14 protein-coding genes are annotated in these 12,780 nt (G+C 66.2%); 12 read left to right on the top strand and 2 right to left on the bottom strand.

Annotation, left to right across the window (positions count from 1 at the left end; genetic code table 11):
* The first annotated feature begins 158 nt into the window (after nucleotides 1-158).
* The 12 genes from AC1DT7_RS05290 to AC1DT7_RS05235 all read left to right on the top strand — a co-directional run bounded on the left by AC1DT7_RS05290 (nucleotide 159) and on the right by AC1DT7_RS05235 (nucleotide 8,365).
* Nucleotides 159-755 (top strand): hypothetical protein, encoded by a 597-nt coding sequence (locus AC1DT7_RS05290; RefSeq protein WP_478034739.1) that lies wholly within the window; start codon nucleotides 159-161, stop codon nucleotides 753-755.
* A gap of 63 nt (nucleotides 756-818) precedes the next feature.
* Nucleotides 819-1,409: a hypothetical protein gene (locus AC1DT7_RS05285; protein ID WP_478034738.1), complete on the top strand. Its 591-nt coding sequence runs from the start codon at nucleotides 819-821 to the stop codon at nucleotides 1,407-1,409.
* A 98-nt stretch (nucleotides 1,410-1,507) separates the two neighbouring features.
* A complete protein-coding gene (locus AC1DT7_RS05280; protein WP_478034737.1) occupies nucleotides 1,508-1,693 on the top strand; it encodes a hypothetical protein in 186 nt (61 codons plus the stop codon).
* On the top strand, nucleotides 1,693-3,363 hold the full coding sequence (locus AC1DT7_RS05275; RefSeq protein ID WP_478034736.1) for a portal protein: 1,671 nt from the start codon (nucleotides 1,693-1,695) through the stop codon (nucleotides 3,361-3,363). Before AC1DT7_RS05280 ends, AC1DT7_RS05275 begins: the two co-directional genes overlap by 1 nt.
* Before the next feature lie 153 nt (nucleotides 3,364-3,516).
* Complete coding sequence (locus tag AC1DT7_RS05270) at nucleotides 3,517-3,837, top strand: Bbp19 family protein (RefSeq protein ID WP_478034734.1); 321 nt, start codon at nucleotides 3,517-3,519, stop codon at nucleotides 3,835-3,837.
* A complete protein-coding gene (locus AC1DT7_RS05265; protein WP_478034733.1) occupies nucleotides 3,791-4,459 on the top strand; it encodes a hypothetical protein in 669 nt (222 codons plus the stop codon). The genes AC1DT7_RS05270 and AC1DT7_RS05265 overlap by 47 nt, the downstream gene beginning before the upstream one ends.
* A 3-nt stretch (nucleotides 4,460-4,462) precedes the next feature.
* Nucleotides 4,463-5,485, top strand: a complete 1,023-nt coding sequence (locus AC1DT7_RS05260; protein ID WP_478034732.1) for a major capsid protein — start codon at nucleotides 4,463-4,465, stop codon at nucleotides 5,483-5,485.
* Nucleotides 5,486-5,632: 147 nt separating this feature from the next.
* A complete protein-coding gene (locus tag AC1DT7_RS05255) occupies nucleotides 5,633-6,067 on the top strand; it encodes a Bbp16 family capsid cement protein (protein ID WP_478034731.1) in 435 nt (144 codons plus the stop codon).
* Nucleotides 6,068-6,087: 20 nt separating this feature from the next.
* Nucleotides 6,088-6,246, top strand: a complete 159-nt coding sequence (locus tag AC1DT7_RS05250) for a hypothetical protein (protein WP_478034729.1) — start codon at nucleotides 6,088-6,090, stop codon at nucleotides 6,244-6,246.
* A 144-nt stretch (nucleotides 6,247-6,390) separates the two neighbouring features.
* Entirely contained in the window at nucleotides 6,391-7,305 is a 915-nt protein-coding gene (locus tag AC1DT7_RS05245; RefSeq protein WP_478034728.1) for a sulfotransferase domain-containing protein, read from the top strand.
* 69 nt (nucleotides 7,306-7,374) lie between these two features.
* A complete protein-coding gene (locus tag AC1DT7_RS05240) occupies nucleotides 7,375-7,890 on the top strand; it encodes a hypothetical protein (RefSeq protein WP_478034727.1) in 516 nt (171 codons plus the stop codon).
* 70 nt (nucleotides 7,891-7,960) lie between these two features.
* A complete protein-coding gene (locus AC1DT7_RS05235) occupies nucleotides 7,961-8,365 on the top strand; it encodes a hypothetical protein (RefSeq protein WP_478034725.1) in 405 nt (134 codons plus the stop codon).
* A 123-nt stretch (nucleotides 8,366-8,488) separates the two neighbouring features.
* On the opposite strand, the gene AC1DT7_RS05230 is transcribed toward AC1DT7_RS05235, so the two are convergent.
* Together AC1DT7_RS05230 and AC1DT7_RS05225 are read right to left on the bottom strand one after the other, a co-directional pair.
* Nucleotides 8,489-11,140 (bottom strand): PAS domain S-box protein, encoded by a 2,652-nt coding sequence (locus AC1DT7_RS05230; RefSeq protein WP_478034980.1) that lies wholly within the window; start codon nucleotides 11,138-11,140, stop codon nucleotides 8,489-8,491.
* A gap of 79 nt (nucleotides 11,141-11,219) precedes the next feature.
* Nucleotides 11,220-12,710 carry an ATPase domain-containing protein gene (locus tag AC1DT7_RS05225; protein WP_478034724.1) on the bottom strand — a complete coding sequence of 497 codons (1,491 nt, stop codon included), beginning with the start codon at nucleotides 12,708-12,710 and terminating at the stop codon, nucleotides 11,220-11,222.
* Between the last annotated feature and the right edge of the window lie 70 nt (nucleotides 12,711-12,780).

The following is a 12,780-nucleotide window of genomic DNA, read 5'->3' as shown; positions in this document are numbered from 1 at the left end:
AACGGCCATTCTACCGTCATTGTTGTGCCAACTCGTCTTGTAGCCCGGGACATCGCGGGCCAAGGATCAGACGTGGTCGCCGTCCGGAATGCGCCGGGTCGCGGATGCCATCGCCCGATTTCCCTGCGATCGGCGTCCTGCGAACGGAGATCGCGCCGATGGCTTCGCTCGTCCACCTGACCGTCCAGAACGCGACGCCCCAGCGGCGGGGGATCTTCGTGCTGGGCCGCAAGCTCGATACGAGCGCCGCGAATTCGATCGGCCTGGGCGCGTGGCAGCGCTTCGTCCTTGACCCCGGCGCGTCCGACCGGACGGCGCTGATGCGACAGTTTCAAATCATCGCGCGCAGCCGGATGCCCGAGGCGCAGCACCAGACGATATCGGCCGACACAGCGCCTGGATCGGCATGGGATTTCGGGCTCGACGCCGACAGAGCGCCGACCTTGACCGAGACAGGCCGGAGCGCGACCGCCGACCTCGTCACGATCACGAATCGATCGACGGGTGGCGCGATGATCGGTTTCCATAACAATGCCGCGCTGCTGTTTCCCGCGACCAGCGTCGAAGCGGGCGAGGTCATCGAGCGCGGGCCGGCCGCCACGCTTTATTTCTACGCTTCCGTACCGATCGTCGAAGAGCGCCAGCCGATCGTCCTTGCGTCGCAGATCGGGGAGTTCGCCGTGCCCGCGGCGGCGGCCAGGGTGACTGCCCAGTTCCGCCAGGACGACAATGTACTGGAATGGCGCTTCACCTGACTGCCACACGCGCGGCGGTGACCGGCGCGGCGATCGGTTTCAACTCGAACGAGGATTTCCCGGATGTCCGCAGGCATACAGCTGACCGTCCAGAATTCGACGCCGCAGACGCGCCGGTTCTTCATCCTGTGGCAGGCCCATGACCATGAAGATGCGGATGCCGTCGCGCTGGATGCGTGGCAGAGCTTCACGCTGGCGCCCGGCGGCGTCGATTATACCGCGGTCGCCGGCTCCTTCGAGATCGCCGCGCGCAGCCGGGTGCCCGACGCACAACCGCAGACGGTCCTCGCCGAGAGCGACCTTGGGGCCAGGTGGTCGTTCCGCCTGGACGGGGACAACACCCCCGAGCTGGTACCCGTCGGAGAGCCAGTGCGGGGATCGATCTACATCGACAATCGATCTGGTGGTCCGGCCCTGTTTCGCTTCCGAAGGAACCTCGCCCCGATATGGGAGACGCTGGAAGCCGCGTCCGGGACGGACGTAACGTTCCAGCCGGCGGGTGTCCTTCATTTCTACGTCTCGGTGGCGGTCGTCGACGACGAGCAGCCGATCGTGCTCGAACCGATGACGGGCAAGTTGGTGCTCGACGGCAGATCGCCGGTGACGGTTCAGTTCCGGCAGGATGGCGGCACGAGGGAATGGCTGATCGTTTGACGGGCCGGGTCGAAGGCGGGCGTGACGGATGGAGGGCTCGTAAGGCCGGCCCTTGATTCAAACCCTTCCCCGCTTCCCCTATTCCGCAGGGCATGTGCATGCCCAAGCCCCCCAAGCCGCAAGAAATCCCCGAGCGCCAGGCGCTCAAGCTGCCCGATGGCGGTGCCACCGCGCCGCGCGTCGAGGACGATGTCCGACGACGACGCGCGATGATGGCGTCGGTCTTCAAGGGTGCGCTCGGCCAGGGATCGGGGCCGGCGACCACGACGGTGCTGGGCGGCTGATGCGCGCCTCCCCGCTCGCCGGCGTCTCCCTCAAGGAGCGCTGCAACCGCCGCCTTTCGGCCTTGAAGGCAGCCCGCCAACCCTATGAGGCCGAATGGGCCGACATCGCGAAACACGCGCAGCCCTCCCGCTCGCGCTTCCTCTTTTCCGAGAACAATCGCAATTTCCGGCGGGGCAACGGATCGATCAGCAACGGCCATGCGATCCTGAGCTTCCGCACCCTGACCGGCGGCATGACGAGCGGACTTTCCTCCCCGTCACGGCCCTGGTTCAGGCTGACGCCGTTCGATGCCGACCTGGCAGCCGACGGTGCGGTGAAGACCTGGCTGAGCGAGGTCGAGCGGCGGCTCTACGCCTTTCTGGCGGGCACCAATTTCTACGGCGCGGTGAAAGCCGGTTATGCCGAGATGGGGCTGTTCGGCACCGATGCCTGCGTGATGGTCGAGCATGAGCGCGAGGGCGCGGTGTGCCATGCGCTGACCGCCGGCGAATATTGGATCGCCCTGTCCGATGCGATGGTGCCGGACACGCTGTACCGCCGCTGCTCCATGTCGGTGCATCAGCTCGTCCAGTCCTTCGGACTGGATCAGGCCAGCGACTTCGTGCGGAATTGCTACGCCAATGGCCGCTATGACGAGCAGATCCCGGTGATCCAGGCAATCGAGCCGAACGACGATCGCGTACCCGGCGTGAAGACCGCTCGCGGCAAGCCATGGCGATCGGTCTATTGGGACGAGAATGACGGGCGCGCCGACCGGGTGCTGCGTGTCTCCGGCTATGAGGAACAGCCCTTCTGGGCGCCGCGCTGGGACACCATAGGCGGCGACACCTATGGCACATCGCCGGGGTTCGACGCCCTGCCCGACATGCGCGAGCTGCAGATGCAGACCAAACGCAAGACCAGGGCGACCGATTTCCTGCTCAGGCCCGAGAAGATCGTGCCGGCGACGGTGAAGCTGACCGGCGAGGCGGGCAATATCGTCTCCGCCAGCGCGGTCGATGCGGCGGGGGTGATCGTGCCCTATACGCTGAACCCCGCGGTGATCGGCGCGATCATGGAGGATATGAATCGCTGCTCCGACGCGATCGACCGGCTGACCTATGCCGACCTGTTCATGGCGATCACCAACATGGACGGCATCCAGCCGCGCAATGTCGAGGAGATCGCCAGCCGCAACGAGGAGAAGCTGACCCAGCTCGGCCCGGTGATCGAGCGGGTCAACAACGAGAAGCTGGAGGTGGCGATCGACCGGGCCTTCGGCATCATGGCCCGCAAGGGCCTGCTGCCGCCGGCGCCCGAGCATCTTCAGGGTCAGCCGGTGAAGGTCGATTTCGTGTCGATCCTGGCGCAGATGCAGCGGATGGTCGGGCTCGGCCAGATCGAGCGGACCGTGGCGTTCGTGGGCAATCTGGCGGGGCGCTTCCCGGAAGCCGCCGACCGGCTGGATGTCGATGCGATCGTCGACGATTATGCCGACCGCGCCGGCGCACCGCCGAAGATCATCCGGTCCGTGGACGATGCAGGCGCGCTGCGCCAGGGCCGCGAGCAGGAAGCGCAGATGGCCAAGATGGCGGCGATGGCCGGGCCGGCCAAGGATGGCGCGGCGGCGATGCAGATGCTGGGGCAGATGGGGGCGGCCCCCGGGGGTGGACCTGAGGGGCCGACCTAACTTCCTTCTCCCCCTGTGGGAGAAGGTGGCGCGAAGCGCCGGATGAGGGGGAGTGAGGCTCGAGACCTTCGAGTGTCCCCCTCACCCTTCCCAAGCTTCGCTTGGGCCCCTTCCCTCTCCCACAGGGGGAGAGGGAGTTTTTGGTGAGCCCCCATGATCGAGAAGACCGACAAAATCGTCCTGCTGGAAAGCGCGCCGTTCAGGCGCTTCCTGCTGTCGCTGCTCCAGCGCGGCGGGGTGTTCGAAACCGCCGCCAATATGGCCGACGGGCGCCACCTTTATCTCGAGGGCCGGCGGTCGCTGGCGCTCGAGATCCTGCGCGATTTCGATTCGGCGCAGCCGGTCGCCCTGCCCGACGGAATCCCCGCGGCGACCTTGATTCAAACATTGCACGAACTGGCCCATTCGGGGCGCAAGGAGACTGTCCTTGAACGACGAAATACTGACGCAGAATTCGGAGACGATGCCGCCTGAAGCGGATCATGGCTTCGACGATTTCGAACCCTCGGCCCTTGGCGAAGACTTCGTCGATGATGGGGTCGATGCCGGGGAGGATGGCCCGGAAAACGATGAGGGCGATCCGCCCGGAGCGGAAACCGGCATCCCCGACCAATATCAGCTCACCGCGCCCGAGGGGCTTAGCCTCGATCCCGTAGCGATCGAGCTGGCCACCCCCGTCTTCCGCGAAATCGGCCTGTCCAACGAACAGGCCAACAAGCTGATGCCGGTGGCGGGGCAATTCGCCCAGGGGCTGATCGAGCGCCACCAGCGCCAGTCCCTCGGCCAGGTCCAGGCCGAACGGAAAGCCTGGCTCGACAGCGCACGGAACGACCCGGAGATCGGCGGCCAGCAATGGGCGACGAGCATCGGCACCGCAGCCAAGGCGCTAGACGCGCTCGGCTTCGGCAAGGGCAGCGCCTTCCGCGCGCTGCTCGACGAGAGTGGCCTCGGCAACCACCCCGAAATGATCCGCGCCTTCCAGCGGGTCGGCAAGGCCATCGGCGAGGACGGCTTCGAACGCTCGTCGGGCATCCATCATTCGAAGCGAGACAGGGCGGAGACGCTCTACCCCGAAGACACACCCAAAGGAGGGTAAGACATGGCGACCATCGGCAATTCGTTCCTCAATCTCATCGATCTCTACAAGGGCGCCGGCGGCGCCGACGGCCAGCTCGGCGAAGTGGTAGAGGTGCTGCGGCAGCTCAACCCGATCATGGAGGACGCGGTGACCGCGCCCTGCAACATGGGCACCGTCCATCGCCACACCATCCGCACCGGCCTGCCCGACGTGGCCTGGGGCCGGCTGTACCAGGGCATCCCGCAGTCCAAGTCGACCACCCAGCAGGTCGACGACACCACTGGTTTCGTCGAGGGCCTGTCGACCGTCGATACCCGGCTGCTCGAAATCTCCGACAATCCTGGCGGCGTTCGCCTGTCGGAGGGCCGCGCCTATCTGGAGGCGATGGCGCAGGAGGTATCGCGCGGCTTCTTCTACCACAACACCACGACCACGCCGGAAAAGTTCAAGGGCCTAGCCGCGCGCTATTCGACGCTGGGCGGTGGCGGCGCCGGCAACCAGATCATCAATGGCGGTGGCGTCGGTTCCGACAATACGTCGATCTGGTTCGTCACCTGGGGCGACGACTATACGACGCTGATCCACCCCAAGGGCACCAAGGCCGGCGTGACCCGCGAGGACAAGGGCGAGCAGCGTACCGCCGACGGCAATGGCAATGTCTATTATGTGAAGGAGGAGCTGTTCCGCCAGCATGTCGGCGTCGCCGTGCGCGACTGGCGCTATAATGCGCGCATCGCCAATATCGACGTGTCGAACGTGATCGCCGGATCGGTCGATCTCTACGGGTTGATGCGCCAGGCCTGCTACAAGCTGCAGGGGCGGCGCGCGGCCAAGATGGCGGCGAACGTCGCGGCGCAGGGCCGCACCGTCATCTACATGAACCGCGACATGCTGGCGGCGCTCGATGCGGCAGGCACCAATTCGGCGAACGGCGCGCTGATGCTCAAGCCGATGGAGCTGCAGGGCGAGGAGGTGCTGTCGTATCGCGGCATGCCGATCCGCGAGACCGACGCGCTGATCAATGCGGAAAGCGTGGTTTCGTAAAGTCCTTCTTCCTGTTCCCCGGCGAAGGCCGGGGCCCAGTCGAGAAGGCCGGAGTAACTTCGCGCAACGCCAATCATTGACCTCCCCCAACTGGACCCCGGCCTTCGCCGGGGAAGGCCAGAAGGGCGAGGCACGAAGGAAAACATCATGATCTTCGACGCAACCACCCTGTTCTCGAATGCCCAGGCGGTGACCGCCACGACGGCATCGGCTAACATTATCGATCTCGGCGCGACGGGCACCGTGTTCGGCGCGGCCGCCGCGATCGGCCGCGATGTCGGCAAGGGCCGCCAAGTCTCGATCCGCGCCAGCGTGGTCGAGAGCTTCAACAACCTGACCTCGCTGAGCATCGGCATCGAGACCGACGACAATGCCGGCTTCGCATCGGCCAAGACGGTGTGGACCTCGCCCGCCTATGCGCCGGCCGACCTTGCCGTGGGCGCAAAGCTGCTGCTGCCTGACGACCTGCCGGTCGGCACCGACGAGCGCTATGTGCGGCTGAAATATACCGTGGCCGGTACCGCTCCGACGCTCGGCAAGATCACCGCGGGTGTGACCGCCGGCAACCAGACCAACCCGTGAGGCCGAAGGGAAACCCCATCATGAAACAGCCCAGGACCTATACCGCGCCGCATGACGTCTTCACCGGCGGCGTGCTCTACCGGCCCGGCCAGCCCTTCACCACCAGCGCGCCGCGCGGGGCGGGATGGGAGCCGGTCGGTCCGGTCGAGCGTCCGAGCCCGGAGGAAAAGACCCAGTAACGTCCGGCATGGGGGCGGGGCGGAAGCGTCGTCCCCATCGCCGTTCGCGCCCTCGTCGCCTGGTCGATTCTTTGGCGCAACGACATTGGCGGGGCACGCCACCTGAAGCAACGGGACGCGACTTTTCCCGCACCCGGAGCACCGATGGCAACGCAACTCGCCCCCCGCGCGCCCATGAAGACGCGCGAATTTCACAACCATCATTTCGATTCGACGATCTGGAACGACTTCGCCTTTCGCGAGGACGATGTGATCATCGCCACTTATGGCAAGTCCGGCACCACCTGGATGCAGCAGATCGTCGGCCAGCTGATCTTCGGCGGGGACCCCGAGGTCGCCATATCGGCGCTGTCGCCCTGGATGGACCTGCGCGTGCCGCCCAAGCCGGTCAAGCTGGAAGCGGTAGAGGCGCAGCGGCACCGGCGCTTCCTGAAGACCCATCTGCCGGTCGATGCGCTCGTGGTCAGCCCGATCGCCAAATATATCTATGTCGCGCGCGATGGCCGCGACGTGATCTGGAGCATGCACAACCACCATGCCAAGGCCAACGCGGCATGGTTCGCAGCGCTCAACGACACCCCCGGCCGGGTTGGGCCGCCGATCCCGGCGGCCGACCCCGACATGCGCCACTATTTCCGCAACTGGCTGGAACGCGATGGCGATCCCTTCTGGCCGTTCTGGGAAAATGTGCGGAGTTGGTGGGCGATCAAGGACCAGCCCAATGTGATGCTGGTGCATTTCGAGGATCTGAAGCGCGACCTGGCGGGGGAGATGCGGCGCATCGCCGACTTCCTGGACATCGAGGTGGACCCTGCGGTGTTTCCGTCGATGGTCGAGCATTGCACCTTCGCCTGGATGAAGGCCAATGCCGCCAGGGCCGCCCCGCTCGGCGGGGCATTCTGGGATGGCGGCGCCGAGACCTTCATCAACAAGGGCGTCAATGGCCGCTGGCGCGACACGTTGAGCCTGTTCGACGTGATCGATTACGAAACGCGCAGCAACGCCGAGCTGGGTCCGGTCTGCGCGCGCTGGCTGGCGGGCGGCGTTCGCGCGGTCTGACGGGCGATCCTGAGGCGATCCGCAGGCGATTTTCCCGGACCCTCGGGCACGGCCGCGCGTTGACCCGCCATGACCATTCGCCAGCGCGCCCTTTTTGTCCCCCTTCTCGCCACCCTGTTGCTGGCGGGGTGCGGCAGGGCGGCGAGCGAGGATGCCAGCGCCAATAGCTCTACCTTCGTGCCGCCGCGCGACGTCGTCGCCACGCCGCTGCCTGGCCAGACGCCGCAGACGCCGGCCACCGCCTATGTCAGCAAATTCCCGAACGATCCGGTCGGGGGCGTATTGTTCTTCGATCGTACCGACGTCTCCAGGGCGCTGGTCGACGCGGTGCACGACAATGCGATTCGTGCGCATTTCAGCGAAAGCCATGGACCGGAAAAGCCGATCTATGCACGCAACGGCAAGGTGATCGCCGCCGGTTGCAACGCGCAGGATTGCAACGGCGACAATTGGGCCTTCGAGTTCGACCCGGCGACCGGCACCGGCAAAGCCTGTTATCACGACACCACGACCATGCAGGATTCGAGCCGCTGGTTCGCGAATGGCGCGCCCGTCATGCGTCGGGGAATATGTCCGATTGCCTGACGGGCAGGCGCAACCCGGTTGCGCCCGACGCGTTGATGATCGTTCCAACCCCGCCCGCAAAAGGCCTGTCATGACGCACCAACGCCCGATCCCCGACGCAGCAGTCTCGCCCTATCCGATCCATCCCGAGCCGCATGACGAGACAGGCCCGGCCTTTTTTGCCAGCGACGCGCACCATGATGACGACGAGAAGGCCCGGTACAGCCTGGCCGAGGGTTTCTCGCTGGCCGACACGCTGTCGTCAAATACGGTCGCGATAGGCGCCGCGATCGGACTCGGCGTGGCGGCGATTGCCGGCGCGCTGCTCTACGGTCGCAGCAAGGCGAAAGAGCCGCCCGCCCGTCCGGCCCGCCGCGCGGCAGCGGTCCGCACGACCAAACCCCGGACGAGCAAGACGGGCGCTGGTGAGACGGGCGCGAGCAAACCGCGAGCCAGCAAGCCGCGGACTGCCAAGGCCAAGCCTGCCAGCGCCTAGATAATTGAGGGCCTCGCCCCCTCGTTCGGGCTGAGCTTGTCCAGGCCTTGCTCTTCTCTTCCTCAGAAGAAAGAACGGTCCTTTCGACGAGCTCAGGACGAACGCTGGTCGGGTGACGCGCCCCTAACGAGTACCGTCCAGCAACGTGTCGGCGGCCTCCCCGGGCCCCTCGATGATCGCGCGCACGCGCTCGGCCAGCGCCTCGATCGCGAACGGTTTGGTGATCATGCCGGTGCCCGGCTGGAGGAAACCCGGGGCGAGTGCCGCATTCTCTGCATAGCCCGTCATATAGAGCACTTTCAGATCGGGGCGGAGTTCCCGGCCGGCATCGGCGATCTGCCGGCCGTTGAGCCCTGGCAGACCGATATCGGTGATGAGCAGGTCGATCCGCCCGCGCTCGCGCAGCCGTTCAAGCCCTTCCGGTCCGTCATGCGCCTCGATCGTGCGGTAACCCAACTCGGTCAGCACTTCGACGACCAGGCCGCGCACGACCGGCTCGTCCTCCACCACCAGCACCACCTCGGCCGCGCCGGCCGGCGCCGCGCGATCCTCCCGCTCGGGCGCCGGCTCCTCGGCGTCGACCGCGCCGACATAGCGCGGCAGGCACAGGCTGATGCTGGTGCCGACACCCGGCTCGCTCTCGATCGCGGCATTGCCTTCGGACTGGCGGGCGAAACCATAGATCATCGACAGGCCCAGGCCGGTGCCCTGGCCGAGCGGCTTGGTGGTGAAGAAGGGTTCGAACGCGCGGGCGATGGTGTCGGCGTCCATACCGCTGCCGGTGTCGGTGACCCGGATGCAGACATATTCGCCCGGTTCCAGATCGCGGTGCCGGTCAGTATGGGGCCGGTCGGCATGCGGCCGGTCGAAATCGGCGTTCGAGGTCTCGATCGTCAGTCGGCCGCCATCCGGCATCGCGTCGCGCGCATTGATGACGAGGTTGAGGATCGCGTTTTCGAGCTGGTTGTGATCGCACGATGTCAGCCACAGATCATCGGCCAACGCGAGATCGAGCTCGATCTGTTCGCCTAGCGTCCGGCGCATCAGATCCTCCATCGACAGGATCAGCGGGTTGGCATTTACCGGGCGCGGATCGAGCGGCTGGCGGCGGGAAAAAGCGAGCAACCGGTGGGTGAGCGCCGCCGCGCGGTTCGCGGCGGTGGTCGCCCCTGCCAGGAAACGATCGACCCCGTCGAGCCGCCCGTCGTCGAGCCGGCGCTGGACTATCTCCAGGCTGCCGGTGATGCCCTGGAGCAGATTGTTGAAATCATGCGCGATGCCGCCAGTGAGCTGGCCGACCGCCTCCATCTTCTGCGACTGACGCAGCGCCGCCTCGGTCTCGGCCAGCGCATCGGCCGCCTCGCGCTCCGCCGTAACGTCGCGGCCGAAGCTGTACAGCGTGCCGCCGTCGGCCACGGTGATCCAGGCGATGCGGTGCCGGCCGCCATCCTTGTCGAGAAAGATCCGCTCGGTTTCGAGCAGGGGCGCGCCGGCCGACAAGCGATCGAGCGCCTCCATGCTTGTTGCCAGTTCCTCGGGCGCGACGAAATCGCTGATCTTGCGACCGACCGTCTCCTCCTCGCTCCAGCCCAGCACCTTGGTCCAGGACGGATTCACGGCATGGACCTGGCCGGAGGTTGAAAGGACCAGCTTCACCACCGGCGACAGGTTCCAGATCCGTTCCCGGTCACGGGCCAGGCTGCGTTCCTCGGTGATGTCGCGCCCGACCGCATGGATTCGCCCGGCATCGGGCACCGCCGTCCAGTCGAGCAGGCGATACCCGCCCTGCTTGCGGGCATAGCGGTTCTCGAACGCAAGCGCGGTCGCACCGGCCGACAGGGTCGCGATCTGCATCGCGGTGGTGGCGACATCATCGGCGTGGAGGAAGTCGACGATGTTGCGGCCGACCATTTCCTCCTCGCTCCAGCCGAGCAGGCGCGTCGCGGAGGGGTTCACCGCGGTGATGACACCGTCGAAATCGCAGACCAGCATCAGATCCTGCGACAGCATCCACAGCCGGTTGCGGTCGCGCAGGCTCTGCGCCTCGGAAAGCTTCTGTTCGTGGATGTCGGTGTTGGTACCGATCCAGCGCAGGATCGTACCGTCCTCTCCCCGGATCGGCAGGGCGCGCACCAGATGCCAGCGATATTCGCCATCGGCCCGGCAAATCCTGAACTCGGTTTCGTAATCGGTGCCCGAGGCGACCGACGATTCCCACAGGGCCATCGCCTCCGGCAGATCATCGGGATGGACGATGCTCACCCAGCCGTCGCCGATCAGCTCGGCCGAGCTGCGGCCGCTATAGTCGAGCGTGCGCTGGTTGAACCAGTCGAGCCTGCCGTCGGGTGGCGCGGTCCACACATGATTGGCCATCGCCTGGGCGAAAGCGCGGAACTGCGCCTCGCTGGCGTTGATCTCGGCCAGCCGCGAGCGGGCCTCATATTGCCGCAGCCGGGCGCGCACCGCCGATCTGGCGAGGCTGACCAGGGTGGTCGGGTGGAAAGGCCGTTCGAGAAAGGTGACGTTGCCGAGCGTTTCGAGCAGGCGCACCGCCGTCGGGTTGCGCTCGAGCCCGCCGCCCCGCTGGGTGAGCAGGATGAAGGGGAAGTCGGACCATTCCTCCTGTTCGCGCAGGAAGGCGTCGAGTGGCCGAAGGTCGGCGCCGCGCATCGCCTCCTCGGTGACCAGCGCGAAACCAGCGCCGCCGCGCAGTTCTTCCAGAAGAGCCGGAAGATCGACCGCGGCGATCGCCTCGATCCCCGCCTCGCGCAACATCTCCACGGCGATCGCCGCGTCCCGGCCGTGCGGGGCCAGGACGATCGCGCGCTGGGCCGATGAGTGAGTCACGCCGGGGTCATTCGGCGGCGAACGAATCGATGTCTGGGTGCCCCGAGCCGACCAGCGACGGCACGCCACGCAGCACGCCCTGGAACTCGGTCAGCGGTTTGCCCAGCGTGATTCCGTCGCTGCCGATCCGGAATTCACGGATCGTATCCTCATGCGCGCCGGTGCGCTTCTTCACGACGGAGATCGCCCGGCGGACGCGCCCTGCGGCCTCGAAATAGCGCAGCAGGATGACGGTATCGGCCAGATAGGTAACGTCGACCGGCGCCTTCATGTCACCGACCAGGCCGTGCTGCGCGACGGTGAGGAACGTCGTCGCACCCTGGCGGTTCAGATATTGCAGCAGTTCGTGCATGTGGAGGATCAACGCCTGCTCCTCGGGCATCGCCGCCTGATAGCCGTTGACGCTGTCGATCACGACGGTGCGTGCCTTGTGCGTCTCGACACAGGTGCGCACGCGCTGCGAGAATTCGCCCGGCGTCAGTTCAGCCGCATCGACCTGTTCGAGGGTCAGCAGGCCGGCTTCGACCATCGCTTCGAGATCGATCCCGAGCGCCTTGGCGCGGGACGTGAGCAAGCCCAACTCCTCGTCGAAGATGAACATCGCCGCATGTTCGCCCCGCGCGACCGCGTCGGCGACGAAGGTCAGGGTCAGCAGCGACTTGCCGGTACCGGCGGGGCCGATGATCAGCGTGCTCGATCCCCGTTCGAAGCCGCCACCGAGCAGCGCGTTCAGCGCCCCCTGACGGGTCGGCACCAGGTCGCGCGTGAAGCTGTTCTTGTGCTCGGCCGACACGAGCCGCGGGAAGGCATGGACGCCGCCGGTCTCGATCACGAAATCATGATAGCCGCCGCGGAAACGCTGGCCGCGATATTTGACGACGCGCAGGCGGCGACGCTCTGCGCCGTAATTGGGTGACAGTTCCTCCAGGCGGATCACGCAGTGGGCGACGCTGTGCACGGTCTTGTCGAGCATCTCCGTCGTGAGATCGTCGAGCATCATGATGGTCGTGCCGTGGCGCGAGAAATAATGTTTCAGCGCAAGGATCTGGCGGCGATAGCGCAGCGAACTCTGGGCGAGCAGCCGGATCTCCGACAGGCTGTCGAGCACGACGCGGTCGGGTTTCACCCGCTCGAACGCCTCGAAGATGCGCTTGGTCGTCTCCCCCAGTTCGAGGTCCGAGGAATAGAGCAGGCTCTGCTGCTGATCCTCGTCGAGCAGGCTTTCGGGCGGCACGAGCTCGAACACCTCGATACTGTCGTCGAACACCCAGTCATGGGAGGCAGCGCTCTCCCGCAGTTCCTCCTCGGTTTCGGATAGCGTGATGTACAGGCCGCGTTCCCCGGCCGCCGCACCCGCCAGCAGGAACTGGCTGGCGATGGTCGTCTTGCCCGTGCCGGGGCTTCCCTCGACAAGATAGAGGCGACCACGGGTGAATCCGCCAGCGGTGATATCGTCGAGCCCGGCGACACCGGTTGCAGCCTTGTCGCTAATCGTCATGTCGGCTCCATTCTTCACTGCACCGCAAAGATACGCAAGGGCTGCAGGTCCCCGCCTTAGGCGCAGCCGT

Source organism: Sphingomonas sp. P3_C6, from assembly GCF_056402595.1.
The sequence above is the reverse complement of the archived record's forward strand: the minus strand, read 5'-3'. Positions and strand labels throughout refer to the sequence as shown.

Excerpts from the sequence above, each read along its gene's own strand:
- AC1DT7_RS05290 (WP_478034739.1), top strand. The coding sequence starts at position 159 with ATGGCTTCGCTCGTCCACCTGACCGTCCAGAACGCGACGCCCCAGCGG.
- AC1DT7_RS05285 (WP_478034738.1), top strand. The coding sequence starts at position 819 with ATGTCCGCAGGCATACAGCTGACCGTCCAGAATTCGACGCCGCAGACG.
- AC1DT7_RS05280 (WP_478034737.1), top strand. The coding sequence starts at position 1,508 with ATGCCCAAGCCCCCCAAGCCGCAAGAAATCCCCGAGCGCCAGGCGCTC.
- AC1DT7_RS05275 (WP_478034736.1), top strand. The coding sequence starts at position 1,693 with ATGCGCGCCTCCCCGCTCGCCGGCGTCTCCCTCAAGGAGCGCTGCAAC.
- AC1DT7_RS05270 (WP_478034734.1), top strand. The coding sequence starts at position 3,517 with ATGATCGAGAAGACCGACAAAATCGTCCTGCTGGAAAGCGCGCCGTTC.
- AC1DT7_RS05260 (WP_478034732.1), top strand. The coding sequence starts at position 4,463 with ATGGCGACCATCGGCAATTCGTTCCTCAATCTCATCGATCTCTACAAG.
- AC1DT7_RS05255 (WP_478034731.1), top strand. The coding sequence starts at position 5,633 with ATGATCTTCGACGCAACCACCCTGTTCTCGAATGCCCAGGCGGTGACC.
- AC1DT7_RS05250 (WP_478034729.1), top strand. The coding sequence starts at position 6,088 with ATGAAACAGCCCAGGACCTATACCGCGCCGCATGACGTCTTCACCGGC.
- AC1DT7_RS05245 (WP_478034728.1), top strand. The coding sequence starts at position 6,391 with ATGGCAACGCAACTCGCCCCCCGCGCGCCCATGAAGACGCGCGAATTT.
- AC1DT7_RS05240 (WP_478034727.1), top strand. The coding sequence starts at position 7,375 with ATGACCATTCGCCAGCGCGCCCTTTTTGTCCCCCTTCTCGCCACCCTG.
- AC1DT7_RS05235 (WP_478034725.1), top strand. The coding sequence starts at position 7,961 with ATGACGCACCAACGCCCGATCCCCGACGCAGCAGTCTCGCCCTATCCG.
- AC1DT7_RS05230 (WP_478034980.1), bottom strand. The coding sequence starts at position 11,140 with ATGTTGCGCGAGGCGGGGATCGAGGCGATCGCCGCGGTCGATCTTCCG.
- AC1DT7_RS05225 (WP_478034724.1), bottom strand. The coding sequence starts at position 12,710 with ATGACGATTAGCGACAAGGCTGCAACCGGTGTCGCCGGGCTCGACGAT.